Genomic DNA, 23,845 nt, shown 5'->3' with positions numbered 1-23,845 from the left:
TTAAACGTGAGGTGCATCGGACAGCTGGCGAGCCGAGGCCTGGCGGCTGTACTCGTCGAACTGCCAACGCAGGTAGGGCTCCAGTTCCCGGGCCAGTTGCGCCGGGTCCTTGAGATCGCCCTGGACCGTGACCGATATCGCCGGCGCAAAGCTGAACTGCTGCTCGATCGCCGGCGCCAAGGGCGCCTTGAAGGGTTCGGCCAGGGTGCTCGACGTGCCGGGCGCCGGCGGCATGGAACGCACCACCTGGCCCATCAGCGGCGGGGTCTGCCCGCTCTTGAAGGAGTTGGCGAGATCGTCCATGACCGGCGGGATGTTCTTGCCGGCGTCACGCATCATCAACGGGCCGGCGGCGGGCATCGACTTGAGCGAGTCATCGCCGCCGAACAGTTTCTTGCCCAGAAAGCCGCCGGCCTCGGTTCCAGCCCAGGCCGCCAGGATTCCCACCCCAGCGCCAACGATGCCGCCAACGACGGTCCCGAGTACCGGCACCGCTGAGCCCACCATGGCACCGGTCATGGCGGAGGCGGCAACACCGGCCACAGCACCTGCCGCTGTACCCAGCACGCCACCGGCCAGGCCTCCGGCAGCCTTGCCATAACCTTCGGCTTTCTCGTCCCGGGTCTTGGCATTCTGGTAGGTGTCTGCAGTCTGAAAAACAGCCCCGGCCACGGACAGAACGCTGCCGCCCTTGATCAGCGGCTTGATCACATTACCGCTGTTTTTAACCGCCGAGATTCCTGCCTCCAAGACCAACGCGCCCTTGCCTGCCTTGCCCGCATTGCCTGAACCAAAGAAGTCCTTCAGCTTCTGGGCGGTCTTATTGGCCAAGCCACCCTTGGCTTTTCCACCCCGCCTCCCCCTGCGTCCCTTGCCTCCTTTCTGGTCACGGCCGGTGTCGATGTCGTAGTCACCGCCACCCAGTGCCTCCGGGTTGGTGACCAGCACCTTCTGGATGAAGTCCGGGTTGCCCATCATCGAGCCCCGGGCCACGTTGAACAGGCCCTTGCCGAGGGTGTAGGCCGCTTGCAACTTCTTCAGCGCCAGCAGGCTGCCGGCCAGGACGGTCACCCCCAGTACCGCCGGAGCGGCCTGGTGGGTCAGCTCGGTCAGGCCGTGCGCCAGCCCGGTGAGGCTCTGGCCCAAGCGGTCGGTGGCCGGGGTCAGGGCCTGGCCGAACGCCTGCTGCAGGTTGTCGACCGCGCCATCGGCTTCCTTCCAGATCTGCGCCGACGTCCCTCGGCGCTCGGCCTGGTTCTTGTCCAGCACGCCGGAGGCCGTCAGCGAGTCCTGCTTGAGCTTCTGGTACCCATCCTGACCCTGGGCGTAGGCCTGCAAAGCGGCATCGACCTGCATGTTGACGAACAGGTCGGCGCCGCGCAGCGACTGCGCCAGGGCGGCCAGCATCGCCTGGGCCTTCTGCGGGTCGGTTTGCTGGCTGATCTGCGCCTGGGCCGCGGTCATCTGTGCGGCCTTGGCCGGGTCGGTGACCTGGATGTACTTCATGGCCAGGGCGAAGCTCGCCTCCAGGGTCGACATGCCTTTTTCCAGGCCGGTCTGCAGCGATCCCTCATAGTCGATGCCGGCCTTGGCATACGCCGCGGCAGTGGCCGGTGAGCGAATCTGGCCCATCCAGCTCTTCAGGTTGCCGGCCGCCTGATCGGCGCCGTTGGCCGTCGACATCTGCAATTGCAGCATCGACCCCACCTGGCTCACCGCATCCATGCCGGTGAGCTTCATGTCCTTGGCGCCTTTGAGCAGGTCGGGCAGCAAGCGGGCCATGTCGGCCGCTTCGAAGTTGCCCGCCTGGCCTTGCAGGGCCATGGCTTCCAGGGCCCGCGCCAGGGTCGTGGGATCGCTGATCCCGGCCTGCGTCTCCAGGGCCCGGATCAAGGTCGCGGTGTCGCCGACGCCGGCCCCCTGGCCAATCACGAACTTGGCCGCCAGCCCGGCATATTGCTGGGCCTTGTCCAACGACGTGCCATTGGCGGTCATCCCGGCGATGAGGCTGGCGACCTCGCCGCGACCCAGCCCGGAGTCCCGGGAAACCTGGAGGACATTGCGCGCCAGCTGCGCCTCTTGCGGGGTATTGGCGATATTGCCCTTGATGGCGATGTCGCGGATCGTCGCCTGGTAGTCGGCGTTGATCTTGACCGGCACCGCCAGCACCCCAACGGCTTTCTTCGCCAGCTCGTAGCTGGACTTGAGGTCCGTCTTGCCCTGCTCGATCTGCCGCTGGCCCCTGGCCCTGAGCTCAAGGCCCCGGGCCGCGCGGCCCAGGGCCTGGTACTCCTGGTTCAGCTTGCGGACCTGGATGCCCTGCTTGCGCAATCCGTCCAGGCTGCTGTCCAGCTTGGCCTGCAAGTCGCTGGCCGAAGCCGCGCCTTGTTTGCGGGCCTGGTTCAGTTCCCGGCGCAGGCGCTGGGTTTCACCGATGGCCGTCGCCAGCCCCCGGGCCTTGCTGGCCTGCTCGTCGAGCGCCTTGATCCGACCTTCCACCGCCTTGGTGGCAGCATCCCAGGTCGCGTCCAGGGCGCCGCCGATCTTTATCACTGTCGATACCAGCGTGTTGTTCGCCATTTGCCGCCCCCGTGGTGACAGGCTCAATCCGTGAGCCACCAGACCATGTCGCAATAGCGCATGGTCATGATTTCCTCAGCGCAAAAATGCAGCTCGCGAGCGAGCCGCTTCGCCGCCACCTTCATCACTGCCGGGTCAAAGCTCGTCGTCTTGCACCAGGCGAAAATAACCGGCCTGCAGGCGTTGGTAGTCCTTGAGGGTCAGGCCCTCCAGGTCCTTGCTGCCGACCTCGGCCAGGCTGGCGAACAGCATCAGCTCGCGCTGTTCGTCATCGCCAGCCGCCGCGCTGTTGGCAGCGCGGATATCACGCACGGTAGGCGCGCGCAGAGTGAGCTTGTCGCACTGCACGCCGTTCATCGACACCGCCTTGCTGAGGCTGATCACCACGTTCTCGGGGCTCAACACCATCCAGGACGGCGTGCCATTGATTGCGTCAGACATCGAGGAAGTTCCTTACAGGCCCAGGGCCGAACGTTGGGCGGCGAGCTGGTCGACACCGTTGATCACGCGTTTCATGCCCAGGGCATCGATCTCGTAGATCAGGCGCCCGTCGACTTCCAGCTTGTAGTAGCTCACGGCGACGTTGTGCTTGATCTCGGCCTTGTCGCCGGACTTCCAGTCGCCCATGTCGACTTCCTTGAGCAGGCCGCGCAGGGTCACGATCACCGGGGTGGTCTTGCCCTTGAGGCCCTTGAAGGCGCCACGGAACACGCCGTTGAAGGCGCTGCTGTCGGTCAGGCCGAACAGCTTGAGGGATTCGCGGCGCACACCGGTGGTGGTGAAGCCGGCCTCTTGCTTCTCCATGCCCATGTCCAGCTCGATGGGCAGGTCCATGCCGCCGACCCGGTGTTCCTCGGTCTTGAGGGTGAGCTTGGGCAGGGTCAGGCTCGGCACGTCGCCTTGAAAGCTGATGCCATCGACGAACAGGTTCATGTTCGCCAGGGTTTCGGGAATCATTGCCATTGCTGCGGCTCCTTAAGCGGTTTTATCGAGGACTTCGGTCAGCCATTGGTTGGTAACCTCGACCCGGAAATTCGGGTTCTCGGCGGGGGGTACGTCGGTAAAGCGGATGTTCCAGTACACCTTGCCCTGCTCCAGCTGGCTGGCGGTGTTCAACTCGGGGTCGGCATAGACCTCGAAGTTGATGATCGCGCCCTGGTTCTTCAGGTCGCGCATGAAGGCCTGTAGGCCCTCGGTGACGTCCTTGACGTAGGTGGCGGTGATGGAGCGGTCCACTGCCCACTTGTGGCCGTAGAGGATGGCGTCCATGACGATGTCCATGGTCCGCACGCGGGTGACGAACGCCCATTTCGGATCGCTGGACAGCGTGCGGTTGCCCCACAGGCGGAAGCCGGCATCACGAATGATGGTGGTGATGTTGGCGTTGTTCAGCAGGTTGGCGCGGCAGCTCTCGTCGCCGTCCAGGAATTCGATGGCCCGGGAGGTACCGGTGACCCCGACGAACTCCTTGTTAGAAGGCGAGGCCCAGAAGCCGTACTCGCTATCGGTCCAGGCGAACAGACCAGCGACCCAGGCCGAGGCCGGCGCATCGACGGTGGCGCTGGCCTGGCCATCCCAATACTGAACCCCAGGATCGACCAGGTAGGCGCGCTTGGCGCCAAAGTTCTTGGCGTACTCCATGGCCGCCTCGTCGGTGGTACTGGGCCCGTCGATGATGGCCAGGCCGCGCAGCTTGTCGCCCAGGGCCACCAGGGCCGTGCCGACTGCCTGGGTAGCACTGTGTTTGGGCGCCACCAGCAGACGCGGCTGGGCGTTGAAACGGCTCTTGCCGTCCAGCAGCGCCTGCAAGCCCGTGCGCTTGCCGCTGGCCAGGACCCCGCCGATGATCGCCGAAGCCTGCTGCTCGGCATCCTCGACCTTGGTCACGCCACAGGCGACGATCACCGCCTTGGCCCGTTGGTAGATGGCCTGGCAGGCCTTGGTGATCGCGGCATTCGGGCCCCAGGCCGCAATGGCTTCGCGCTCGCTGGTGATCAGCAGCAGGTCGTTGGCCTTGGCGCTGACACCCGGGCCCTCGGTGAAGGTATCCACCAGGCCGATGATCGAGGACGTGGGCAGCGCGATGGTGCGTGCGCCGGTGTCCACGTTGGTGACGGTGACGCCGTGGAAAAAACCACTCATGGATAAGCTCCAGACATGAAAAAGCCCCGGGTGGCGGGGCTGGAAGAGAAGACGGTGCGCTAAGGCGCGGATATGAAAACGCCCCGGATGGCGGGGCGTTTAGGCGAGCAGGCCGGATAGCCACTCGGGAGCCGGTGGTCGATGTTGACTCAGCGGAAATTCGCCGGACTCGGGCCAGGCGCGTAGAGCACGGCGGTAGGCTTGGAGCTGGCTGTACTGGTCGGCGGTCAGGGTGGTAGCAGCGCCGTCTTCCAGTTCGTCGCGGTGTCGCATGATAATGGCGTCAGTTGCGGCAAGTTGTGCATCCCGCCAGGCTCGCTCGATAACAGCCAACTCTTCATCACTTAGCTTCGTCGGTTCTATGGCTATCGGATACCCATCTGCATCAGGAACGATCAACTTTCCATTATCTTGGGCAGCCAGTAACTCGGCGTGCTGAGCATTCGTGATTTTCTTTGCACCCTTCGGAATGGTGCAGCCAGGGCTTCCGAATTCGCCGTGGTCCTTAGAATCAAAAAAGCCCCCACGAGTATCATTGATACGACAGTAATACATAGCGGCCCCTTAGTACCCGATAGCGATGTAGTCGAACTGATAGTTTGTATTACTACCTTTTGAAACTATTGCGCCCGATCGATCCCGCGCCGTGTGAGTAAATGCCGCCGGACAAGATACCCAGCCATTCATGATTAAGGCAACGCAGTGTGTTGGGAATGAAATCGGAAATGTGAGCGGGATATTTGCCGCCGTAGATGTTGAATTTATGAAACCTGTTTTTATTGATAAGCCAGGGAGTTTCTGGCTCGCCCATTCCAACCCTAAAACCGAGGCAAAGGTGGCTGCGTATTTCAGCATCGCTACACCTGAAGCGATCCATTGCGATCCATTGCTAACAAGCATTACCGATTCACCATCGTTCACTGAGATGCTTGAAGCCGGAGCGAGCGAGCTGTTCAGAAAGATAGTGTCAGCGCCCTGGCGCAGAATCGAACACGACAAAGACGATGCACCAATGTTGACTACCGATCCAACCGGCACACTGCTCAGCAGCGGTAGGGCCAAGGTGTTACAGGCTCCGAACACATTGATATGAGCATTGACTTGCGACGGTTGGATCACCTGCCCCGCCGTGCCATAGCCGAAAGCCCGACCGAATCCACCAATGGCGCGCTGCACAAACTCAGTCGTTGCTACTCCTTTACCGTTGGCGAACTGCACCGGTGTGGGTGCCTTCGGCTCGCCTTGAAAGTTCGGGGAGTTAAGCGGTGCAAAACCCTCTGTCACGCTCTGAAAGTCCAGCGCCGTCGTGCCCAGGATGATTGTGCCGTCGGTGATCAACTGCCAGCGGGTGTCGGCCAGGATGGCGCCTTGCTCCACGGATACGATCAAAGCCGAGGTTACCTTCGCGCTGGTATCCGCGTCTGCGGTGCGCGTCCAGGCCCCCGCTGCTGCGCTGTATAGGCCATTGTCTTTGGCTGCGGCCTGGTTCTTCACTAGAACCCGGTCGCCCGCTACCAATGACACCCCATCCACGCTTTGCAGCCCGGTCAGGACGATGTTGGCGGTAGTGGCAGCCCGTACCGACTGCTTGCTGTCGAGCTTGTGGATCTCCTCCAATACCTTCGCGTCAACGTAGGATCGGGTCGCCAAGACAATGCTCGGGTCGATCTTGAGCTCGACGTTGGCCGTGTTGCTGACGATCAGGTTCATACGCACGACCTGGGTGCGGCCGGAGCCCTGAGACAGCAGGGGCTTGAAGCTGGGTGCGCAGTTGGCAACGGCCACCAGGTCGCCGGCGGTGTCGTACAGGCCAATCTCACGAATCCACCAGCCGCCGACGCTTTCAGGAATGACCTGCTCGGCGATGATGATGTTGGGGTTGTTCGGGTCAACCTTCAGCTGATTCAGCGGTGCCCGCCGGCGCTCGTTGATCAGTTGGGTCTGCTGCTCGTTCGGCATCGGTTCGGTGTTGTTGGCATCACCCACGCCCATCTGGGCGAAGGTCCAAGGCACGCCCAGGGCATCAGCGTTGGCTTGCTTGGCTTTGCCTACGGCGGTAAGGATCGCGTAAAACTGGCTGTTCTGGTCTGTCATGGGTAGATGTCCATGGTGTCGATATTGTGTTCACGGCCACCCAGGCCGATAAAGCCGCTGACCTCGATGTCACGCTGCACTGGGGGATAAACGTCGATCTCATCGCCGTCACACTGCGCGACGCCGATATTTAAAGAGCCCTGGGTTTCGAGGCTGATCGCCAAACCGGTCAAATGCCGAGTCACAGGCTTGGCGTCATCGATCAGGCGCTCCAGCTCGCGGTACATCGCCTCGGTGATCCCGGTATCGAGAACGCCAACCTTCAAGGCAAAGGTTCCGGGCACTCCCTTGGGCACGGTGTCGAACCACTCGATGATCTCGATCAGGTAACCCAGAGGTTCCACCACCCGGCGCAGCGCACCGATGGTGCCCTTGCGGGCATGGATGAAGAACGAGGCCTTGATGGCGTTGCGCTTGACCGTCTCGGACCAGGTCGGGTCCCAGCGATCCACGGACCAGGCCCAGGCCAGTTGCGAGAGCAGGTGCGCCGGGCAGGTGTCGGGGTTGTACAAGGTGCGCAGGACGACGGCGGTATCGCCGGTACTGGCGGCGGCCAGGGCGCGCTCCAGCGGGGTGGCGTTGATCGGCAGCAGGCTGCTCATGTCAGCCTCCCAGCGTGATGCTGTAGCCGGTGCAGTAGGCTGCCTGGGCCGGGGTCGGGGCGATGTCCTGCCAGTTGGCCAGGTCGACTCGGGAGACCCCGGCGACGTGCAACTGGGCATCGATGGCCGAGCGCGGCACTTCCAGCCCGAGGCGCCGGCGCGGATTGATCCAGGCCGCCAGCCTGCGTCGGGCCTCGGCCAGCGCAGCATCACTTTCCGGCCCGGGGCCTTTCATGTGCAGCACCGCCTCGATGCGATAGGGCAGCACCTGGGCGCTCTGTACCGTGACCCGATCGCCCAGGGGCCGCACGTCCTCGTCATTGAGGGCGGCGGCCACCGTCGCCAGTAGTTCGGGAGCGACACTGCCGTCGCCCTCCAGCCCCAGCACGGTGACGGTGACGCAGGCCGGCGACGGGCTCTGGGCCGCGGCATCGGCCACCAGGGCCGAAGCGTTGCGGGCATGCAGGATGTAGCTGTTGCGCGGCCCGGCGGTGGTCAGGCCTTCGTAGGCCAGCTGGATGCGTTCGCGCAGGGCGTCGTCACTCTCCTTGACCTCCGGCGTGGGCGGCAGCGCTTGCGGGTCGGCCGGACGGATGACCAGGCGCTTGAGCTTGACGTTGGCCGCCAGCTGGTCGAGGTCGCTGCCCTGGGCGTGGGCCAGCAGCAGGGCCTTGGCCGCATCGTTCACCCGGGCCCGCAATTGCAGGTCGCGGTAGGCCGCCAGTTCCAGCAGCTTGACCACCGGGTCGCTCTCCAGGGCGGCGCTCCAGTTGCCGCCCATGTGCTGGCGGAAGGTCGCCAGCTTGTCTTGGTACAGCGCTTCGAAATCCAGGGCTTCCAGCACCTGTGGCGCCGGTAGCGCCGATAAATCCAGGGTGCTCATGCCGTCACCTCCAAAATCGCACTATTGCCCAGGTATTGGCCCGTCAGTTGAAAGGTGATCTGGCCCGCCACCAGCGAAACCACCTGCACCTGCTCCAGCTTCAGCCGCGGCTCCCAGCGCAACAGCGCCCGGGCCACTTCGGCCTGCACGGCGCTTTTCCAGCCACCGGTCACCGGCAAGTCGACGAAGCGCCGCAGGTTGCTGCCGTATTCCGGGCGCATGCGCCGGCTGCCCAGGGGCGTGCCCAGGATGTCCTCGATGGACTGGCGCACATGGGCGATGCCCGACAACGACTGGCCGGTGCGGCGATCCATTCCGATCATCGCGTCACTCCTGCGCGTGCAGATCCGGGTGCTGGCCCAGGTAATCCCGGGCGAGGTTGTCACTGGCCTCGACCGCGACCTGGCCGTTGGCGACGTTCAGCATCCGCCCATCGCGCAGGACCAGGACGCGGGAGGTGTAGGCTGTGTCGCGGAACACGACCGGGCCGGTGTTCTTTTTCTTGCTGCTCATGGTTGCTCCAGGCATAAAAAAGCCCGCGGTGGCGGGCGGGTGGTCATTGCGGCGCGGCAGTCGAGCCACCGCCGGGCATCACGCCCGGATGGGTATGGGTGGAACCGACGTTCACTCCGTTGTGCTGCAAGCTGGCGCCGTTGATCTGCACATCACCGTTCAAGGTGATCTGCCCGGTCAGGCTGATGGTGTCGGCCTTAGCCGTGATCGCGCTATCGGTGATCACCGCCGAGCTGCCGGCCACCTGGATGGTCACGGTGCCGCTGGGCAGGCTGATGCTGTAGCTCTTGGCCTGCCAGTCGTAGACCAGCGAGCCGCCGTCGTCGAAGCGCCAGACCTCGACGTGGTCGCGGTTGTCCGGCTGGGTCCCGGCGTTGCCATACAGCCCCGGGACGAAGGTGCCCTGGGCCGGCTCGCCGCTGGGGCTGATCAAGGCCCCCTGCTCGCCCAGGCTCGGCGCTCGCCAGTGCCGGGCCTTGCCGGCGGCCTGGCTGTGCCAGCGCACCCAGGCGCTGGTCCAGCCGGCGCCATCGGACACCCGCACCATGGCGGCGGCCAGGTCGACCCCGACCACGCTGCAGGGAATGATCAGGCCAGCGAGCATGCGGTCATGGGTCGCGGCGACAAAGCTCATGCCAGTTGCTCCGGGGAGAAGTAGCCATCTTCCTGGCCGGGCCCGGTGTCAGGGCTGAAGCCAAGCAGTAGCGATCCCGGCCCCTGGTTGTCCCAGGGCCACTGTTCCTGGCCGAGGTACACCAACTGCTGCCATTGCACGGTCCAGGCCTTCTTGCGCCACGACTCGTTGGTGGCGTCGGCGGGCTTGGCCCGCACGCTGGTGGTGCCCTCGACAAAATCGAGGTTCCAGTGCTGGCAATGCAGCAGGTCGGCCATTTGCGCCGCCAGTTCGACCGCCTGCAACGCTGCCCCTGGCAGGTTGGCGTCCACCAGCATGCTGGCCTCGAACGTGGCCTTCACGCCGCTACGGCCATCGCCCGGATCAGCGTCTGGGTCCATGGCGGTGATGGCAAAGACGATGGCCGGCCTGGCCAGGCCATCGGGTGCCTCGGGGAACGCCTGCACCGCCTGGACAGCGGGCATCGACGCCTTGATCGTGGCGGCGATAGCGTCGTGCAATATCGTCAGTTCGCTCATTATCCAGTCCTGGAATCGGGCCGACGGCGATACCGGCGAGGCCCTGGCCCGTTGGCCGGCGCGCTGGTACCACTGTCGATCAAGACGCATGAAAAGCGCCGGCCAGCGCTCCACCGGCCGGGCACAGGCAAGGTGCCCCCGCCCGAGCTTGCCGGCAGGTGCAAATGGGGTTGATGAAAGGCCGTTCAGGATCGATCGGAGTGCGAGTCACGCTCGGGCACCTCGCACACACCGATGCGCTTGGCCGCCCAGCGCTCGTAGAGGCCGATGGCGACGTCGGCGCCGGCCATGGCGGTCAGGCAACCGAAGGCGCAGGCGGTCCAGATCGAAACGCCGGCGGCATACAACAGCATGATCGCCGAGACACCACAGATCACACAGGCTCCAGAACGCAGCACCAGGCGTCGCAGCAGTGCCCAGCCACGGGCGCCCTCCTTGTCGGCACGCCACATTTCACCGGACACGCCACCCAGCAGCGCCAGGACGATGACCATCCAGATCGGCATATCCAGCAACGCTTGTTGCTCGTTTGTCATTCAGGTCTCCCGTGTGGATTGGGGCCAAAGAAGCGGCCGGTTGATGAAAACTCGAAACGATGATTCAAGGGGTCCCTGTCCATTGGCGGCCCACGTTAGGCAGGCATTCCAAAAAGCCCGGTCGCCCGGGCTTTTCAGTAATGCAATCCTTGGTCTTTCGGCGCTACTGGCGCGGTACGGACCCATTCAAATTGTTCCTCCGACCGCGACCCCTGTCCGCCGGATAACTGCTTCTGGTGCTTTACGCTGCACACCCGGGTCAGTTGCCAACCCTCTGAACCGTCGAGGCCGGTTCATCGCTGCCTTTTGCTTGTGCCACTAAAGAGCGTTGTTGCAGCCGTTTTCGAACGGCTTGAGGCGAATATTATGCACTCATGCATATGCAGTCAATGCGCAAATGCATTTATTTATGCGCATTTTTTGCTGCCATGCATGGAGGCCGCATAGGCATTGGGGATGAAGGGGTTTTGCGGGACAAAAAAAAGCCCGCTCAGGGGCGGGCTTGGTTCAAGGGTGACGGGCTAGCGGGCGTACATGCCCCACCAGAAAACGTGACCGAGGATGCTGATCTGCTCTTCCTGGATGTCCTGGAAGCTGTAGTCCTCGTCAGGATGCTCATCGCGGTTGAAGCTGCGCAGGCGGATACCGGTGGGCAGGCGGTACAACTGCTTCACCCGCAGCTGGCCATTGTGATTGATGGCGTACAGGTCGCCATCGACGATATCGCCAATGGCGCACTTGCCGGCATTGACCCCGACCGTGGCGCCGTCGCGCAGTACCGGCAACATGCTGTTGCCGCGCACCGTGACGCACTTGGCCTGGTCGAACTGCACGCCGTTGTGCCGCAGGCTGCGCTTGCCGAAGCGCAGGCTGGCGCGCTCGCTCTCCTCGATGACGAATCTTCCTGATCCAGCAGCCAATTCAACCTCACGCAGAAAGGGAACCGACACCTCGTCGTCATCGACGGGGGTGTCGTCGTCCCACAGGCTTATGTCCTTGAGTTCCGAATGAATCTCGTCGCGCACAGCACTGCGGGCCGGGGCGATACCCACGCGCCCGCGCAGTTGGTCGGTGCTCACCTGGAAGTACTCGGCGATCTTGGAAATATGCTTGTCCGAAGGATCGACGATCTTCCCGCTGAGAATCCGCGAGAGAGTGGATTGAGGCACGCCGGTGCGACGGTGAAGCTCCGTGGGGGAGATTCCATCGCGATCCAGCAGCTCTCTTAAGACGGTAGAAACGTTGCGTATTTGCATAAAGCGCATATTGCTCGAACTTTATCGGGATGACAAATGCTGTTTCGCATATTCAATGCATTTATTCCGCCGCCCGGGCTTGTCCCTGGCGCCTGCGAGGCCGCCGGCACCCGTGGTAACCTTGCGCCCATCAGCCAGAAGCCGGGCCCGTGCGCCCCTTTGCATCAGCCATTCAACGAATCCGTCTATATATATCAATGAGTAAAAATACCTCCGATCTGTCTTCTCACACGCCGATGATGCAGCAGTACTGGCGGCTCAAGAACCAACACCCCGACCAGCTGATGTTCTATCGCATGGGCGACTTCTACGAGATCTTCTATGAGGACGCGAAGAAGGCCGCCAAGCTGCTGGACATCACCCTCACTGCACGTGGCCAGTCGGCAGGCCAGGCGATTCCCATGTGCGGCATTCCCTACCATGCCGCCGAGGGCTACCTGGCCAAGCTGGTCAAGCTGGGCGAGTCGGTGGTGATCTGCGAGCAAGTGGGCGACCCGGCCACCAGCAAGGGCCCGGTGGAACGCCAGGTAGTGCGGATCATCACGCCCGGTACGGTCAGTGACGAAGCGTTGCTGGACGAGCGCCGGGACAACCTGATCGGTGCGGTACTGGGCGACGAGCGTCTGTTCGGCCTGGCGGTGCTGGATATCACCAGCGGCAATTTCAGCGTCCTGGAGATCAAGGGCTGGGAGAACCTGCTGGCCGAGCTGGAGCGTATCAATCCGGTTGAGTTGCTGATCCCGGATAATTGGCCGCAGGGGCTGCCAGCGGAAAAACGCCGTGGCGTAAGACGCCGGGCGCCCTGGGACTTCGAGCGCGACTCGGCGCACAAGAGCCTGTGCCAACAGTTCTCCACCCAGGACCTCAAGGGTTTCGGCTGCGAAACCCTGACCCTGGCCATCGGCGCCGCGGGCTGCCTGCTCAGCTATGCCAAGGAAACCCAGCGCACCGCCCTGCCCCATTTGCGCAGCCTGCGCCACGAACGCCTGGACGATACCGTGGTGCTGGACGGTGCCAGTCGCCGCAACCTGGAGCTGGACACCAACCTGGCGGGCGGGCGCGACAATACCCTGCAATCGGTGGTCGATCGCTGCCAGACCGCCATGGGCAGCCGCCTGCTGACCCGCTGGCTGAACCGGCCGTTGCGTGACCTGAAGGTCCTGGAAGCACGCCAGTCTTCCATTACCTGCCTGCTCGACGGCTACCGCTTCGAACGCCTGCAACCGCAGTTGAAGGAAATCGGCGATATCGAGCGGATCCTGGCGCGAATCGGCTTGCGCAACGCCCGGCCACGGGACCTGGCGCGCCTGCGGGACGCCCTGGCGGCACTGCCTGAACTGCAAGTGGCGATGACCGAGCTGGAAGCGCCCCACCTCAAGCAGCTGGCGATCACCACCGCTACCTATCCGGAACTGGCGGCGCTGCTGGAGAAAGCCATCATCGACAACCCGCCAGCGGTCATCCGCGATGGCGGTGTGCTCAAGACCGGCTACGACGCCGAACTGGACGAGTTGCAATCGCTGAGCGAGAACGCCGGTCAGTTCCTGATCGACCTGGAAGCGCGGGAAAAAGCCCGGACCGGCCTGTCCAACCTTAAGGTCGGCTACAACCGCATCCATGGCTACTTCATCGAACTGCCGAGCAAGCAGGCCGAACAAGCACCGGCGGATTACATCCGGCGCCAGACCCTCAAGGGGGCCGAGCGCTTCATCACGCCCGAGCTCAAGGCTTTCGAAGACAAGGCGCTGTCGGCCAAGAGCCGCGCCCTGGCGCGCGAGAAGATGCTCTACGACGCCCTGCTGGAAACCCTGATCAGCCACTTGCCTCCCCTGCAGGACACCGCCGGAGCCCTGGCCGAACTGGACGTGCTGAGCAACCTGGCCGAACGCGCCCTGAACCTGGACCTCAATTGCCCACGCTTCGTCAGCGAACCGTGCATGCGCATCACCCAGGGCCGTCACCCAGTGGTGGAGCAGGTGCTGACCACACCGTTCGTGGCCAATGACCTGAGCCTGGACGACAGCACGCGGATGCTGGTGATCACCGGTCCGAACATGGGCGGTAAGTCCACCTACATGCGGCAAACCGCGCTGATCGTGCTGCTGGCCCATATCGGCAGCTTCGTGCCGGCGGCCAGCTGCGAATTGTCCCTGGTGGACCGGATCTTCACCCGGATCGGCTCCAGCGACGACCTGGCCGGCGGGCGCTCGACCTTCATGGTGGAAATGAGCGAAACCGCGAATATCCTGCACAACGCCACCGAGCGCAGCCTGGTCCTGATGGACGAAGTGGGGCGTGGTACCAGCACTTTCGACGGTCTTTCCCTGGCCTGGGCTGCGGCAGAACGTCTCGCCCACCTGCGGGCCTATACCCTGTTCGCCACCCACTACTTCGAACTGACGGTGCTGCCGGAAAGCGAACCGCTGGTGGCCAACGTGCACCTCAATGCCACTGAGCACAATGAACGGATCGTCTTCCTGCACCACGTCCTGCCCGGACCTGCCAGCCAGAGCTATGGCCTGGCCGTAGCCCAGCTGGCCGGGGTTCCGAGCGATGTGATCGTCCGCGCACGGGAACATTTGAGCCGCCTGGAAACCACCAGCCTGCCCCATGAACCAGCAAAACCGGCACCGGGAAAAATCTCGGTTCCACAGCAGAGCGACCTGTTCGCCAGCCTTCCGCATCCTGTATTGGATGAACTAGCCAAGCTGGAACTGGACGACATGACTCCTCGTCGGGCACTGGAAATGCTTTACACATTGAAGACACGCATCTAACGCGAACGACTTCAAGCTGTTAGAATCTCGCGCGGTTTGGGATGCTGTGGACTATTAGCCTGGTTCACAGACTATCGCTCCCAAACCTGGCGACCCCAATCCTGTAGGGGCTCCGCTGCCGCCGCCTGAGGAGAAAATTAGAAATGACCTTCGTCGTCACCGACAACTGCATCAAGTGCAAGTACACCGACTGCGTAGAAGTCTGCCCGGTGGACTGCTTTTACGAAGGGCCGAACTTCCTGGTAATTCACCCGGATGAGTGCATCGATTGCGCGCTGTGCGAGCCTGAATGCCCCGCTGTAGCCATTTTCTCCGAGGATGAAGTCCCGGACGAGATGCAAGAATTCATTCAGCTGAACGTCGAGCTGGCAGAGATCTGGCCGAACATCACTGAAAAGAAAGATTCGTTGCCCGATGCCGAAAAGTGGGATGGCGTCAAAGGCAAGATCAAGGATCTCGAACGCTGATATTTTCTGCGTTCCTTGAAAAGGCCCCTTGCGGGCCTTTTGCGTTTCTGGGGCCAGGGATTGGCGACTGTGCTTTTTGACAGGCAAAAAAAAGGGGCGGTATGACCCGCCCACATTTTTTCCCTAGTCCCTGTGTTCCTTGTCATCATCCTGATGAATCGCTTCTTGCGATGTCCTGACCATCATCCTTGATGGCTGTGTCTATCCGTCGACACAGGGTTGATATTAGAGACTTCCCAGATAACGGCAATCGCACTATCAGCGGGAAATCCTGTCAAAGTAGTTCAACACGAAATAAAAAATCTTTTTAAATCAATAAGATAAAAAACACCTCAAGCTTATCTAGACAACTCAGAAGTGACAAAAAACCAATAGATTACGAAAAAGTAATCTTTGGCTTACATGGCGATTAAGAACACTTCCGTTTCTTCCCCCTAGCGTCTGGCAACACGCTTTCATACCGCCCATGAAAAAGCCCCGAACCAGTCGGGGCTTCTTGTCAGCCGGTTCAGAGGCTACTGAAACAGCGACTCACTGGACAAACCGTTCTTCTCGAGGATCTCCCGCAGGCGCTTGAGGCCCTCAACCTGGATCTGCCGCACCCGCTCACGGGTCAGGCCAATTTCCAGGCCAACGTCTTCCAGGGTGCTGCTCTCGTGCCCTCGCAGGCCAAACCGGCGTACAACCACTTCACGCTGTTTTTCGGTCAGCTCGGAAAGCCATTGATCGATGCTTTGCGAAAGGTCGTCGTCCTGCAACAGTTCACAAGGATCCGTCGGACGCTCGTCGGTCAGGGTGTCCAGCAGGGTCTTGTCCGAATCCGGGCCCAGCGAGACGTCCACCGAAGAAACGCGCTCGTTCAGGCCGAGCATGCGTTTGACTTCCGCCACCGGCTTCTCGAGCAGGTTGGCGATTTCCTCGGGAGAGGGTTCATGATCGAGTTTCTGCGTCAGCTCGCGGGCGGCGCGCAAGTAGACGTTGAGTTCCTTGACCACATGGATCGGCAACCGGATGGTCCGGGTCTGATTCATGATCGCACGCTCGATGGTCTGGCGAATCCACCAGGTAGCGTAGGTCGAGAAACGGAAACCACGTTCGGGATCGAATTTTTCCACCGCTCGGATCAGGCCGAGGTTGCCCTCTTCGATCAGGTCCAGCAGCGATAACCCACGATTGACATAGCGCCGGGCGATTTTCACCACCAGCCGCAAGTTGCTTTCAATCATGCGTTTACGCCCAGCCGGGTCGCCACTTTGCGATAGACGCGCAAAGTGCACTTCCTCTTCGGGAGAGAGCAATGGAGAAAAACCGATTTCATTGAGGTACAACTGCGTCGCATCGAGCGCGCGGGTGTAGTCAATATATTTGTGTTGCTTGATCGCAGCGGAGCTTTTGGATTTGGTGCGAACGGAAGGTGGAGTTGCCCCCTCATTATTCGACATCGAATCCATATCGATTCCGCTCTCCATCAGGAGAACTTCATCGTCGATGTCAAACTCCGGCACTTCTTTACTGAGAGCCATTGTTATAGTCCTTTGGTGAGTTCGACCTCAGGCTCGAGCGTCGCCTATATCCCTGGCAACACTGGAACCTGTTCCCTCTACGTGAGCGAGTGGAACAGGTTGGTAACGGATCAACGACGTGGCAGGAATTGCAGCGGATCTACAGGTTTACCTTGTCGGCGAATCTCAAAGTGCAGTTTCACCCGGTCTGTACCAGTTGATCCCATCTCGGCAATTGTCTGTCCGACTTTGACCTGCTGCCCCTCCCGAACCAGAAGCTTACGGTTGTGACCATAAGCGCTGACGTAGGTTTCGCTGTGTTTGATGATGACTAATTCGCCGTAGCCCCTTAAGCCACTCCCGGCGTAAACCACCGTCCCATCAGACGCAGCTAAAACAGGCTGTCCCAAATCCCCGGCGATATCAATGCCTTTATTCAAACTACCGTTTGAAGAAAATTTTCCAATGAGAACACCGTTGGAAGGCCAGCCCCAACCGGTCGGCGCAGGACCTGCCGGAGTGGCTGGAACCGGCGTCGGAGCTGGGCTCGGCTTGTTCGCCGGGCTGGTCGCGGCACCTGTTGCCGCAGATGTGGTGGTCGTCGCTGGGCGACGAATGACCGTGGTTTTGCTCGAGGAAGAAGCACCGGAGGACTGGGTACTGGTTACCACACTGGCCGGCGCGGTACCGGTGCGGCCATCGAAACGAATGGTTTGCCCCGGGTGGATGGTATAGGGCTCGCTGATATTGTTGCGGGCGGCCAACGCCTTGTAATCCCAGCCATAACGGAAGGCGATGGAGAACAGCGTATCCCCGCGACGCACTTCGTATTGGCCGGTGGTCACGGTCGGGCGCTGCGGTGCCGCATTGCTATTGCGATCAACCACTCCGACGCTGCTGGACCTGGTGCTGGAGCAACCAACCAACAAGGAACTCAAGACAAGGCCAATCATCAGTCGCTGAAAGCTTGTTGTACCCATACGCTGCGCAATGACCGTGAGACTCACCCGCCGCTCCCTTTCTGATGGTTGACGATATAGATTGCCTGGCTCAGGCATGAAATGACGCAAGTATAACCGCACGCCGGTGCCTTACCGCCGGCGCGGCGCAGGGGACGGCCGGGGTTTATCACGGGGCGTCGCCCGATACGTTGACGATCGACACGCCACTAAGACACAGCCCGACGAGCAGAATTCATCCAGTTCGCAGAAATGCTCAGGCCAGGGGGCCATTGAGCAGGGGTACAAACCGCACCGCTCCCAGGACATGCCGGGCAAAGCCATGTTCTTCGCGGATGATCAACATCAGCTGTTGTACTTCACCGGCGCCAACCGGAATCACCATGCGCCCACCCGGTGCCAGCTGGTCGAGCAGCGCCTGGGGAATATCGGTGGCCACGGCGGTCACGATGATGCCGTTGTAAGGTGCCAACGCCGGCCAGCCCTCCCAGCCATCGCCCCAACGAAACACCACATTACGCAGGTTCAACTCCTGCAGGCGCTCCTTGGCCCGATCTTGCAGGACCTTGATCCGCTCCACCGAGAACACCCGCTCCACCAACTGCGACAGCACCGCGGTCTGGTAGCCGGAGCCGGTGCCGATCTCCAGCACCTTGTCCAGGGGGCCAGCCTCCAGCAGCAGCTCGCTCATGCGGGCCACCATATAAGGCTGGGAAATGGTCTGGTTATGGCCAATGGGCAGTGCCGTGTCCTCATAGGCCCGATGGGCCAGTGCTTCATCGACAAACAGATGCCGTGGCGTACGCCGGATGACTTCCAACACCTGGGGGTTGGACAAGCCTTCATCGTAGAGCCGCTGGATCAGGCGTTCGCGGGTGCGCTGGGAGGTCATGCCGATTCCCCGGCGCAACAGATCGTCTTGCTCACGGGCCATCAGCGCAGCCCCTCCAGCCACCCGTCCAGGCTCCTGAACGCATCATTGAAGGTGCGATCCAACTGCAGCGGGGTCACGGATACGTAGCCCTGCATGACTGCATGGAAATCGGTGCCAGGACCGCCATCCTCGGCGTCCCCGGCAGCAGCGATCCAGTAGCCGGCCTTGCCCCGTGGGTCCACCACCTTCATGGGAGCCGCGGCACGGGCGCGATGGCCCAGGCGGGTCAGTTGGATACCGCGGACACGATCGAGCGGCAGGTTGGGAATATTCACGTTCAACACCGTCCGTGGTGGTAGATTCAGCAAGCCTTGCGCCTCGACCAGCCTACGCGCGAAATGGGCTGCGGTGGCGAGGTTCTCCACTTGCCGCGAGACCAGCGAAAAGGCAATCGCAGGGCGCTGCAGGAAACGCCCTTCCAGGGCGGCCGCGACAGTCCCGGAATACAGCACGTCATCCCCAAGGTTGGCCCCCAGGTTGATGCCCGAGACCACCATGTCCGGTTCATCCTCCAAAAGGCCATTGAGCCCCAGATGCACACAATCGGTCGGCGTGCCGTTGATACTTATATAGCCATTGCCGAGAGTATGCGGATGCAACGGACGGTCGAGCGTCAGCGAGCTGCTGGCGCCGCTTTTGTCTTGATCCGGTGCGATAACCACGCACTCGGCATGATCGGCCAGCGCAGCATGCAGCGCGGCGATACCGGGTGCGGTTACCCCATCATCGTTAGAAATCAGAATACGCATGGGCTGTCCGTCTGCCCCACCGGCACCAGATCGACGAGTTCGCGCACCAATGCGGTGGCGAAACATCCGGCCGGCAGGACGAATTCCAATTGCAGAATGTCAGGCACGGGATAATGCCACGTCAAACCGCCAATGGGCAGCCGCAGGATGCGTCGTTCGTGCTCCATGCCGGCTTTTACCAGCCAATCGCACAGCACCGGTTCGCGGACGGCGACGCCCTGCTCCAGGATCTGGGTGGCGCCTGAGGCGGGCGAGTCGCCTTTACCCCATAAGGGCCCGGTGGGATGCAAGTCGAGAATGGCCAGGCGCGGATCGTCGCACTCGTCCGCTCCAGCCATGAAGAAGCTGCGGCTGTCGGTGAAGGCCAGCAGATCGCCCACCTGGGCCTGCTGCCAGCTGCCGTCGGCCACCCGTGCGCCCAGGGCCTGGTTGAACAAGTAGCTACGAGCGGCGGACAGCAAGCGCGAACGCACGTTGCGCTGTTCCGGCAACGCCTGGCGTGCCGCCCAGTCCCGGGCATCCGCCAGGTTGCCGCCGTCATGGCCAAAACGCTGGGCACCGAAGTAATTGGGAATGCCTTGCCGGGCGATCAGCTGCAGGCGGGCATCGATCGCCGCGTGATCCGCCCGCAGCTCGGTCAAGCGCAAGGTGAAGCCATTGGCTGCATGGGCGCCGCGTTGCAGCTTGCGCCTGTGGCGGCTGGCCTTGAGGATCTTCAGGGTGTGGTTTTCGGCTGCCGCCAGGTCTGGATCGGCCTTGCCCGGCAGTTGCACGCTGAACCATTGGCGAGTCAGGGCCTGGCGGTCCTTGAGTCCGGCATAGCTCACCGTACGCAGCGGGACCCCGGCGGCCTTGGCGATCCGCCGGGCAGCTTCTTCGGTATTCAGGCCACGCTTTTCCACCCACAGCCATAAATGCTCGCCATCGCCGCTGAGGGGAATATCCAGGACCTCATCGACCTGGAAATCCTCGGCCGTGGCCTTGAGCACCGCGCTTCCCAGGGCCTCGCCATAGGCCCGTGGGCCCAACAGTTGCAGTTCGTTCATGCGCGCAGCAACAAGGCTACGGAATGCACCGCAATACCTTCCTCGCGCCCGGTGAAACCAAGCTTCTCGGTGGTGGTGGCCTTGACGTTCACCTGATCGAGCTCGACCTGCAGGTCGGCGGCAATCAAGGCCCGCATGCTTTCTATATGGGGCGCCATCTTCGGCGCCTGGGCGACGATGGTGTTGTCGACGTTACCGACCTTCCAGCCCTTGGCCTGGATCAGCGCGACAACATGCCGCAGCAAGACACGGCTGTCGGCCCCCTTGAACTGAGGGTCGGTGTCAGGAAAGTGCTTGCCGATATCGCCCAGCGCGGCAGCGCCCAGCAAGGCGTCACTGAGCGCATGCAGCAGCACGTCGCCATCGGAATGGGCTAGCAGCCCGGAGTGGTGGGCGATACGCACACCACCCAAGGTGATGAAGTCGCCCTCAGCGAAACGGTGCACATCGTAGCCGTGGCCAATACGCATAAAAAAACGCCCCGAAAAAGTCAGGGCGTGATTCTACCTGCTTTGCTGGCCATTAGGGCCGGTGCGAGCGCCCCCACGGACAAGCGCCAAGGTTTGTGCGATCTAGCCATTCAGCGCCTGCGCATGATGGCGCAGGTGGTCATCGATGAAGCTGGCGATGAAGAAGTAGCTATGGTCGTAGCCCGGCTGCAGGCGCAGCGTCAGCTCATGGCCGGCCTGCTTGGCCGCCAGTTGCAGGGCCTCAGGCTTGAGCTGGGTGGCGAGGAAGTCATCACGGTCGCCCTGATCCACCAGCAATGGCAGTTTTTCGCTGGCCTCGGCGATCAGGACACTGGCATCCCATTCACGCCAACGAGCGCGCTCTTCCCCCAGGTAACGGGAAAACGCCTTCTGCCCCCAGGGGCAATCCATGGGGTTGCTGATGGGCGCGAACGCCGACACCGAACGGTAGCGCCCGGGATTGCGCAAGGCACAAACCAGGGCCCCATGCCCGCCCATGGAATGGCCGCTGACACCACGCTTGTCGGAAGCCGGGAAATGCGCCTCCACCAGCGCCGGCAACTCATGGACCACATAATCGTGCATCCGATAGTGCTGGGCCCATGGCGCCTGGGTCGCGTTGAGATAGAACCCGGCGCCAAGGCCAAAGTCCCAGGCCCCGTCCGGATCGCCAGGCACCCCGGCACCGCGAGGGCTGGTGTCCGGCGCGATGATGATCAGCCCCAGCTCGGCTGCCATGCGCTGGGCACCGGCCTTGTGCATGAAGTTCTCGTCGGTGCAAGTCAGGCCGGACAGCCAGTACAGCACTGGCAGCTTGCCGCCCTGCTCGGCCTGGGGCGGCAGGTAGACGGCGAACACCATGTCGCAACCCAGTACCTGGGAATGATGCTTGTAGCGTTTATGCCAGCCGCCGAAGCTTTTCTGGCAGGAAAGGTTTTCCAGACTCATGGCAGACCTCCAGCCACAAGCTACAAGCGTCAAGCTGCAAGCAGGTAGCGCCCCCTCTTGCAGCTCATGGCTTGCAGCTTGACGCCGCTCTTAGAAGTGGATGACCGAACGGATGCTCTTGCCTTCGTGCATCAGGTCGAAGGCCTTGTTGATGTCCTCCAGGCCCATGGTGTGGGTAATGAAAGTGTCCAGCGGGATCTCGCCCTTCTCGGACATCTCCACATAGCTCGGCAGTTCGCTACGGCCACGCACGCCGCCGAAGGCCGAACCGCGCCAGACACGGCCGGTCACCAGCTGGAACGGACGAGTGGCGATCTCCTGGCCGGCGCCGGCCACGCCGATGATCACCGACTCGCCCCAGCCCTTGTGGCAGCACTCCAGCGCGGCGCGCATCAGTTGCACGTTGCCGATGCACTCGAAGGAGAAGTCCACACCGCCATCGGTGAGATCGACGATCACTTCCTGGATCGGACGATCGTAGTCTTTGGGGTTGATGCAGTCGGTGGCCCCCAGTTGGCGGGCGATCTCGAACTTGGCTGGATTGATATCGATGGCGATGATGCGCGAAGCCTTGGCCTTGACCGCACCGATCACCGCCGACAGGCCAATGCCGCCCAGGCCGAAGATCGCCACGGTGTCACCCGGCTTGACCTTGGCGGTGTTGAGCACCGCGCCAATACCGGTGGTCACGCCGCAGCCCAGCAGGCAGACCTTCTCCAACGGCGCTTCTTTCTGGATCTTGGCCACGGAGATTTCCGGCAACACGGTGTACTCGGAGAAGGTCGAGGTGCCCATGTAGTGGAACAGCTGCTGGCCCTTGTAGGAGAAACGAGTGGTGCCGTCCGGCATCAGGCCCTTGCCCTGGGTGGCGCGGATGGCCTGGCACAGGTTGGTCTTGCCCGACAGGCAGAATTTGCACTTGCCGCATTCCGGGGTGTAGAGCGGGATCACGTGGTCACCCACGGCCACCGAGGTCACGCCCTCGCCCACTGCTTCCACTACTGCGCCACCTTCATGGCCGAGAATCGACGGGAAGATGCCTTCCGGGTCGGCACCCGACAGGGTGTAGGCGTCGGTGTGGCAGACACCGGACGCCACCACCCGCAACAACACCTCGCCAGCCTTGGGCATGGCGACATCGACTTCAACGATCTCGAGGGGTTTCTTGGCCTCGAAGGCAACGGCAGCGCGCGACTTGATCATCCTGGTCTCCAGCGAATAAAAACGAAACAGGGAGTGTAAAACAGCGCCTTGCGATGAATAATCCGGCCAAAAGCAAAACATTATTGCCATCCAGGGATAATCCTCATGAATGAAAACCGCTGGGAAGGCATCGACGAGTTCGTCGCCGTGGCCGAATGCAGCCAGTTCACCGCTGCAGCAGAACGCCTCGGTGTCTCCTCCTCGCATATCAGCCGGCAGATCGCCCGCCTGGAAGAACGCCTGCAGACTCGCTTGCTGTACCGCAGCACCCGGCGGGTAACCCTGACCGAAGCCGGGCAGACCTTCCTCCAGCATTGCCAGCGCTTGCAGGATGGGCGGGAAGAGGCGCTGCGCGCCGTGGGCGACCTGGCCAGCGAGCCCAAGGGCATGCTGCGCATGACCTGCGCGGTGGCTTACGGCGAGCGCTTCATCGTGCCACTGGTGACCAGCTTCATGGGCCTGTATCCGCAGTTGCGGGTGGATATCGAATTGAGCAATCGGCCCCTGGACCTGGTGCACGAGGGGCTGGACCTGGCCGTGCGCCTGGGACGCCTGCAAGACTCGCGACTGGTGGCGACCCGCCTGGCTCCCCGGCGCATGTACCTGTGCGCCTCGCCGTCGTACCTGGAACGCTACGGTCGTCCCCATAGCCTTTCGGAGCTGGGCCGGCACAACTGCCTGATCGGCAGTTCGGATATCTGGCAACTGGAACAGGATGGCCGCGAGTTCGCCCAGCGGGTTCAAGGCAACTGGCGCTGCAACAGCGGGCAGGCGGTGCTGGATGCGGCGTTGCAAGGAGTGGGCCTGTGCCAGCTGCCGGACTACTACGTGCTGGAGCATCTGCAGAGCGGCGCTTTGACCTCCCTGCTCGAGGCCCATCAGCCGCCGAACACGGCGGTATGGGCGCTCTACCCGCAACAACGACACCTGTCGCCCAAGGTGCGCAAGCTGGTGGAGTATCTCAAGGAAGGCCTGGCCCGGCGCCCGGAGTACCAGGAACGGTAGCAGCAGGCCCATCGCAACCTGCGGCTA

Annotated in this window: 25 protein-coding genes; 3 read left to right on the top strand and 22 right to left on the bottom strand. The window is 62.3% G+C overall.

The annotated features are described in order from the left end of the window. The 14 genes from ACK6AU_RS00395 to ACK6AU_RS00330 all read right to left on the bottom strand — a co-directional run bounded on the left by ACK6AU_RS00395 (position 1) and on the right by ACK6AU_RS00330 (position 11,767). A complete protein-coding gene (locus ACK6AU_RS00395) occupies positions 1–2,580 on the bottom strand; it encodes a phage tail tape measure protein (protein WP_409297167.1) in 2,580 nt (859 codons plus the stop codon). Between the two features lie 135 nt (positions 2,581–2,715). Beyond that, complete coding sequence (locus ACK6AU_RS00390; protein WP_085599338.1) at positions 2,716–3,021, bottom strand: phage tail assembly protein; 306 nt, start codon at positions 3,019–3,021, stop codon at positions 2,716–2,718. Between the two features lie 12 nt (positions 3,022–3,033). Further along, the gene (locus ACK6AU_RS00385; RefSeq protein ID WP_022643387.1) at positions 3,034–3,543 is read right to left on the bottom strand and encodes a phage major tail tube protein; all 510 of its coding nucleotides are present in this window, start codon (positions 3,541–3,543) and stop codon (positions 3,034–3,036) included. Positions 3,544–3,555: 12 nt separating this feature from the next. Then, positions 3,556–4,722 carry a phage tail sheath subtilisin-like domain-containing protein gene (locus tag ACK6AU_RS00380; protein WP_409297164.1) on the bottom strand — a complete coding sequence of 389 codons (1,167 nt, stop codon included), beginning with the start codon at positions 4,720–4,722 and terminating at the stop codon, positions 3,556–3,558. Between the two features lie 99 nt (positions 4,723–4,821). Continuing rightward, the gene (locus ACK6AU_RS00375; RefSeq protein ID WP_409297162.1) at positions 4,822–5,277 is read right to left on the bottom strand and encodes a phage tail assembly chaperone; all 456 of its coding nucleotides are present in this window, start codon (positions 5,275–5,277) and stop codon (positions 4,822–4,824) included. 9 nt (positions 5,278–5,286) lie between these two features. Beyond that, entirely contained in the window at positions 5,287–6,816 is a 1,530-nt protein-coding gene (locus tag ACK6AU_RS00370) for a phage tail protein (protein ID WP_409297160.1), read from the bottom strand. Further along, positions 6,813–7,418, bottom strand: coding sequence for a phage tail protein I (locus ACK6AU_RS00365; RefSeq protein ID WP_409297158.1), 606 nt, complete (start codon positions 7,416–7,418; stop codon positions 6,813–6,815). The genes ACK6AU_RS00370 and ACK6AU_RS00365 overlap by 4 nt, the downstream gene beginning before the upstream one ends. A gap of 1 nt (position 7,419) precedes the next feature. After that, positions 7,420–8,301: a baseplate J/gp47 family protein gene (locus ACK6AU_RS00360; RefSeq protein WP_409297156.1), complete on the bottom strand. Its 882-nt coding sequence runs from the start codon at positions 8,299–8,301 to the stop codon at positions 7,420–7,422. Beyond that, complete coding sequence (locus ACK6AU_RS00355) at positions 8,298–8,624, bottom strand: GPW/gp25 family protein (RefSeq protein WP_409297154.1); 327 nt, start codon at positions 8,622–8,624, stop codon at positions 8,298–8,300. Before ACK6AU_RS00355 ends, ACK6AU_RS00360 begins: the two co-directional genes overlap by 4 nt. A 4-nt stretch (positions 8,625–8,628) precedes the next feature. Continuing rightward, entirely contained in the window at positions 8,629–8,814 is a 186-nt protein-coding gene (locus ACK6AU_RS00350) for a hypothetical protein (protein ID WP_409297152.1), read from the bottom strand. 43 nt (positions 8,815–8,857) lie between these two features. Next, positions 8,858–9,448 (bottom strand): phage baseplate assembly protein V, encoded by a 591-nt coding sequence (locus ACK6AU_RS00345; protein ID WP_409297150.1) that lies wholly within the window; start codon positions 9,446–9,448, stop codon positions 8,858–8,860. After that, complete coding sequence (locus ACK6AU_RS00340; RefSeq protein ID WP_409297148.1) at positions 9,445–9,966, bottom strand: hypothetical protein; 522 nt, start codon at positions 9,964–9,966, stop codon at positions 9,445–9,447. The genes ACK6AU_RS00345 and ACK6AU_RS00340 overlap by 4 nt, the downstream gene beginning before the upstream one ends. 185 nt (positions 9,967–10,151) lie before the next feature. Continuing rightward, positions 10,152–10,502, bottom strand: a complete 351-nt coding sequence (locus tag ACK6AU_RS00335) for a phage holin family protein (protein ID WP_022642604.1) — start codon at positions 10,500–10,502, stop codon at positions 10,152–10,154. A gap of 521 nt (positions 10,503–11,023) precedes the next feature. Beyond that, on the bottom strand, positions 11,024–11,767 hold the full coding sequence (locus tag ACK6AU_RS00330; protein ID WP_185700093.1) for an XRE family transcriptional regulator: 744 nt from the start codon (positions 11,765–11,767) through the stop codon (positions 11,024–11,026). A gap of 188 nt (positions 11,768–11,955) precedes the next feature. Here ACK6AU_RS00330 and mutS point away from each other — a divergent pair, with 188 nt between their 5' ends. Continuing rightward, complete coding sequence (gene mutS / locus ACK6AU_RS00325) at positions 11,956–14,535, top strand: DNA mismatch repair protein MutS (protein ID WP_409297145.1); 2,580 nt, start codon at positions 11,956–11,958, stop codon at positions 14,533–14,535. 143 nt (positions 14,536–14,678) lie between these two features. Further along, positions 14,679–15,002 carry a ferredoxin FdxA gene (gene fdxA / locus ACK6AU_RS00320; protein ID WP_185700091.1) on the top strand — a complete coding sequence of 108 codons (324 nt, stop codon included), beginning with the start codon at positions 14,679–14,681 and terminating at the stop codon, positions 15,000–15,002. Between the two features lie 515 nt (positions 15,003–15,517). Here the strand turns inward: fdxA and rpoS are convergent. The 8 genes from rpoS to ACK6AU_RS00280 form a co-directional block, all read right to left on the bottom strand. Further along, complete coding sequence (gene rpoS / locus ACK6AU_RS00315; RefSeq protein ID WP_031320993.1) at positions 15,518–16,525, bottom strand: RNA polymerase sigma factor RpoS; 1,008 nt, start codon at positions 16,523–16,525, stop codon at positions 15,518–15,520. 110 nt (positions 16,526–16,635) lie between these two features. Beyond that, entirely contained in the window at positions 16,636–17,511 is an 876-nt protein-coding gene (locus tag ACK6AU_RS00310) for a peptidoglycan DD-metalloendopeptidase family protein (RefSeq protein ID WP_185700090.1), read from the bottom strand. A 208-nt stretch (positions 17,512–17,719) separates the two neighbouring features. After that, the gene (locus ACK6AU_RS00305; protein WP_185700119.1) at positions 17,720–18,355 is read right to left on the bottom strand and encodes a protein-L-isoaspartate(D-aspartate) O-methyltransferase; all 636 of its coding nucleotides are present in this window, start codon (positions 18,353–18,355) and stop codon (positions 17,720–17,722) included. Between the two features lie 41 nt (positions 18,356–18,396). Next, positions 18,397–19,146 carry a 5'/3'-nucleotidase SurE gene (gene surE / locus ACK6AU_RS00300; protein WP_185700089.1) on the bottom strand — a complete coding sequence of 250 codons (750 nt, stop codon included), beginning with the start codon at positions 19,144–19,146 and terminating at the stop codon, positions 18,397–18,399. After that, entirely contained in the window at positions 19,134–20,192 is a 1,059-nt protein-coding gene (gene truD / locus ACK6AU_RS00295) for a tRNA pseudouridine(13) synthase TruD (protein WP_409297141.1), read from the bottom strand. Before truD ends, surE begins: the two co-directional genes overlap by 13 nt. Then, positions 20,189–20,662: a 2-C-methyl-D-erythritol 2,4-cyclodiphosphate synthase gene (gene ispF / locus ACK6AU_RS00290; protein ID WP_185700087.1), complete on the bottom strand. Its 474-nt coding sequence runs from the start codon at positions 20,660–20,662 to the stop codon at positions 20,189–20,191. Before ispF ends, truD begins: the two co-directional genes overlap by 4 nt. A 102-nt stretch (positions 20,663–20,764) precedes the next feature. Beyond that, positions 20,765–21,610, bottom strand: coding sequence for an S-formylglutathione hydrolase (gene fghA / locus ACK6AU_RS00285; protein ID WP_409297138.1), 846 nt, complete (start codon positions 21,608–21,610; stop codon positions 20,765–20,767). A 90-nt stretch (positions 21,611–21,700) separates the two neighbouring features. Further along, positions 21,701–22,813, bottom strand: coding sequence for an S-(hydroxymethyl)glutathione dehydrogenase/class III alcohol dehydrogenase (locus tag ACK6AU_RS00280; protein WP_185700085.1), 1,113 nt, complete (start codon positions 22,811–22,813; stop codon positions 21,701–21,703). 105 nt (positions 22,814–22,918) lie between these two features. Here ACK6AU_RS00280 and ACK6AU_RS00275 point away from each other — a divergent pair, with 105 nt between their 5' ends. Continuing rightward, positions 22,919–23,818 carry a LysR family transcriptional regulator gene (locus ACK6AU_RS00275; protein ID WP_409297136.1) on the top strand — a complete coding sequence of 300 codons (900 nt, stop codon included), beginning with the start codon at positions 22,919–22,921 and terminating at the stop codon, positions 23,816–23,818. Positions 23,819–23,845 lie beyond the last annotated feature (27 nt).

The sequence above is a fragment of the Pseudomonas sp. KCJK8993 genome (assembly GCF_046230915.1).
GTDB classification, from domain to species: domain Bacteria; phylum Pseudomonadota; class Gammaproteobacteria; order Pseudomonadales; family Pseudomonadaceae; genus Aquipseudomonas; species Aquipseudomonas piscis.
The sequence above is the reverse complement of the archived record's forward strand: the minus strand, read 5'-3'. Positions and strand labels throughout refer to the sequence as shown.

Bases quoted from the DNA above. Each gene is read 5' to 3' on its own strand.
- rpoS (WP_031320993.1), bottom strand. From the start codon at position 16,525: ATGGCTCTCAGTAAAGAAGTGCCGGAGTTTGACATCGACGATGAAGTT.
- ACK6AU_RS00360 (WP_409297156.1), bottom strand. From the start codon at position 8,301: ATGAGCACCCTGGATTTATCGGCGCTACCGGCGCCACAGGTGCTGGAA.
- ACK6AU_RS00365 (WP_409297158.1), bottom strand. From the start codon at position 7,418: ATGAGCAGCCTGCTGCCGATCAACGCCACCCCGCTGGAGCGCGCCCTG.
- ACK6AU_RS00305 (WP_185700119.1), bottom strand. From the start codon at position 18,355: ATGACCTCCCAGCGCACCCGCGAACGCCTGATCCAGCGGCTCTACGAT.
- ACK6AU_RS00280 (WP_185700085.1), bottom strand. From the start codon at position 22,813: ATGATCAAGTCGCGCGCTGCCGTTGCCTTCGAGGCCAAGAAACCCCTC.
- truD (WP_409297141.1), bottom strand. From the start codon at position 20,192: ATGAACGAACTGCAACTGTTGGGCCCACGGGCCTATGGCGAGGCCCTG.
- ACK6AU_RS00335 (WP_022642604.1), bottom strand. From the start codon at position 10,502: ATGACAAACGAGCAACAAGCGTTGCTGGATATGCCGATCTGGATGGTC.
- ACK6AU_RS00390 (WP_085599338.1), bottom strand. From the start codon at position 3,021: ATGTCTGACGCAATCAATGGCACGCCGTCCTGGATGGTGTTGAGCCCC.
- ACK6AU_RS00345 (WP_409297150.1), bottom strand. From the start codon at position 9,448: ATGAGCTTTGTCGCCGCGACCCATGACCGCATGCTCGCTGGCCTGATC.
- ispF (WP_185700087.1), bottom strand. From the start codon at position 20,662: ATGCGTATTGGCCACGGCTACGATGTGCACCGTTTCGCTGAGGGCGAC.
- ACK6AU_RS00355 (WP_409297154.1), bottom strand. From the start codon at position 8,624: ATGATCGGAATGGATCGCCGCACCGGCCAGTCGTTGTCGGGCATCGCC.
- ACK6AU_RS00375 (WP_409297162.1), bottom strand. From the start codon at position 5,277: ATGTATTACTGTCGTATCAATGATACTCGTGGGGGCTTTTTTGATTCT.
- ACK6AU_RS00370 (WP_409297160.1), bottom strand. From the start codon at position 6,816: ATGACAGACCAGAACAGCCAGTTTTACGCGATCCTTACCGCCGTAGGC.
- ACK6AU_RS00275 (WP_409297136.1), top strand. From the start codon at position 22,919: ATGAATGAAAACCGCTGGGAAGGCATCGACGAGTTCGTCGCCGTGGCC.
- ACK6AU_RS00385 (WP_022643387.1), bottom strand. From the start codon at position 3,543: ATGGCAATGATTCCCGAAACCCTGGCGAACATGAACCTGTTCGTCGAT.
- ACK6AU_RS00340 (WP_409297148.1), bottom strand. From the start codon at position 9,966: ATGAGCGAACTGACGATATTGCACGACGCTATCGCCGCCACGATCAAG.
- ACK6AU_RS00395 (WP_409297167.1), bottom strand. From the start codon at position 2,580: ATGGCGAACAACACGCTGGTATCGACAGTGATAAAGATCGGCGGCGCC.
- ACK6AU_RS00380 (WP_409297164.1), bottom strand. From the start codon at position 4,722: ATGAGTGGTTTTTTCCACGGCGTCACCGTCACCAACGTGGACACCGGC.
- mutS (WP_409297145.1), top strand. From the start codon at position 11,956: ATGAGTAAAAATACCTCCGATCTGTCTTCTCACACGCCGATGATGCAG.
- surE (WP_185700089.1), bottom strand. From the start codon at position 19,146: ATGCGTATTCTGATTTCTAACGATGATGGGGTAACCGCACCCGGTATC.
- fghA (WP_409297138.1), bottom strand. From the start codon at position 21,610: ATGAGTCTGGAAAACCTTTCCTGCCAGAAAAGCTTCGGCGGCTGGCAT.
- ACK6AU_RS00350 (WP_409297152.1), bottom strand. From the start codon at position 8,814: ATGAGCAGCAAGAAAAAGAACACCGGCCCGGTCGTGTTCCGCGACACA.
- ACK6AU_RS00330 (WP_185700093.1), bottom strand. From the start codon at position 11,767: ATGCGCTTTATGCAAATACGCAACGTTTCTACCGTCTTAAGAGAGCTG.
- fdxA (WP_185700091.1), top strand. From the start codon at position 14,679: ATGACCTTCGTCGTCACCGACAACTGCATCAAGTGCAAGTACACCGAC.